The sequence below is a fragment of the Pararhizobium sp. DWP3-4 genome (genome assembly GCF_049898205.1).
GTDB lineage: Bacteria > Pseudomonadota > Alphaproteobacteria > Rhizobiales > Rhizobiaceae > Pararhizobium.
Genome location: NZ_JAFCXF010000033.1, coordinates 1 through 2,206, shown reverse-complemented (window position 1 = coordinate 2,206; position 2,206 = coordinate 1). Strand labels below are relative to the sequence as shown.

General features: G+C 59.7%; 1 protein-coding gene. It reads left to right on the top strand.

Features of this window, described 5'->3' with window-relative positions; genetic code table 11:
- On the top strand, positions 1–2,151 hold a 2,151-nt coding region (locus tag ACP7E6_RS29355), incomplete at its 5' end, for a PAS domain S-box protein (protein ID WP_426233707.1).
- Positions 2,152–2,206 lie beyond the last annotated feature (55 nt).

The window sequence follows — 2,206 nt, the reverse complement described above, 5'->3', positions numbered from 1 at the left end:
AGCCGCCATTCAAATCTTTTCGCGGTCTGGGACAAGGCGGCCCACATCTTCCAGCGGTCGGATGGGGATGCGGCATTCCCGGCCCTTCCGATGCCACCGCAAACGCCTGCCGCCAATCGTGCGGCCGGTGAGCTTAGCCGGGGAGGGGGTGACCGCGTCGATCGGGCGGTGCGCACCGCCTTGGCGAAGCACTCGCCCTCCTTTATTGTCGTGGATCGTCAGAGCAACATCGTGCGTTATTCGGGCGGCGAGATTGGCCGCTATCTCGAACCTTCTGCCGGTGCGGCAAGCCTGAGCATCCATTCCAATCTAAGGAAGACGCTGCGGATCACCGTTCGCACGGCGCTGCAGTCGGTCTTAAAAACAGGAGAGGCCGTTGTCGCCGATAACGTCTCAGTCTTTCTTGAGGGCCAACAGCGCGCTCTGAGCGTCATCGTCGAGCCGGTGCAGGATACGGGCGGTGAAGGGCTGTATGTTGTCGCGTTTCAGGAAATGCGTAGCGTGGCGACGGAGCCGCTGATGTCGGCGGATGGAAGTCCCCGGAGTCCAGAGGCTGTGGCCGCGGAGCAAGAACTTCGTACCACTCGTGCGCAGTTGCAGGCAACGATCGGCGATCTTGAGACCGCAAACGAGGAGATGAAATCCTCGGCGGAGGAGTACCAATCAGTCAACGAGGAACTGCAGTCGACAAACGAAGAGCTGCAAACCTCGAAAGAGGAAATGCAGTCGATCAACGAGGAGCTGCAGACCGTCAATGCCGAGCTTATGGCAAAGAACGACCTTCTTTCGAACCTCAACAGCGATCTGCAGAATCTGCTCGACAGCACCCAGATTGCGACGATCTTTCTTGAAGAAAACCTCCGTATCAGGAACTTTACGCCTGGCATGGCGGACATTTTTAGCCTTCGCGACAGTGACAGAGGCCGGCCGCTGACCGACATCGTCAGCCTGCTCGCCTATGACGATCTCCGGCGAGACGTGGCCAAGGTTTTGCGCGACCTCACGGTCATGGAACGCGAGCTTCAACTGCACGACCGTGGCGCGACGTTCGTGATGCGCATCCGGCCGTACCGCAGCATCGAGAGAGTCATCGACGGCGTCGTCATCACATTCGTCGACGTGACCGCGCGACGAGAAGCTGAGCGGGCGAAAGATGTCAGCGAGCGACGCTTTACTGCCATCGTCAATCAAGCAGCGGTGGGCGTTGCCGAAACGGACCTCGAGGGGCACTTCCTGCTCACCAATAAGGCGTTTGAGACGATGGCCGGTCGGTCGGCTCAAGATCTGCGGCAACTCCGCCGCCACGACATAATCAATGCCGAGGACATCGAGGCAGCCAGTGCGTGTTTTGAGCAGGCGACCCGCGACAGAAACCCGATAGCGCTTGAGTACCGCCTGCAGCGTTCCGACGGAACGTCGGTGTGGGTGCACGATACCATATCCGTGCTGGGGGATAGCGACGGGGCCGCCACCAGCATCATCTCGGTGACCCTGGAGATCGAAGACCGTAAACGTGCCGAAGAACATGCAGCGTTGCTTCTGGGTGAACTCGACCACCGCGTAAAGAACATTCTGGCAATCGTGTCCTCGATCGTCGGCCAGACCTTGCAGGCGAGTTCATCGCCGGAAGCGTTCGCGGAGACGATTACCGGCCGCATCACGGCAATCACGCGTGCTCATAGTCTCTTGACCAGTCGCCAGGGAGGCGGAAGCGGCACGTTGCGCGAGCTCGTAGAGACCGAACTTAAACCTTATGGGGATTGGGCGCTGCAGATCGAAGGCCCTGACGTCGCGCTGACTCCAAAGGCCGGATTGTCGCTGGCGATGGCCCTTCATGAGCTAGCCAGCAATGCAGCAAAGTATGGCTCGTTGTCCGTACCCAAAGGTCAGCTTTCGGTGTCCTGGGCAGTGACGGACGGTTCCGATCGCCGGCTGCGGTTGCACTGGGCGGAAACCCATGGTCCGGTTGTCAATGGGCCGCCCTCGCGACGCGGGTTCGGCACAACCGTGATCGATCGCTCCCTGAGTTATGAATTCGACGGCGAGGTAACACGCACCTTCGAAGAGAGCGGCGTCGTTTGCATCATCGAACTTCCGTTCACCGCCGAAGTTGGAGAACTTCGTCCCGTGGCCTTAGGAGGACGCCAATGATTAGTCAGGACAGAGCAGAAGGCCGCCAGGTGCTGGTCGTCGAAGATGAAATGAC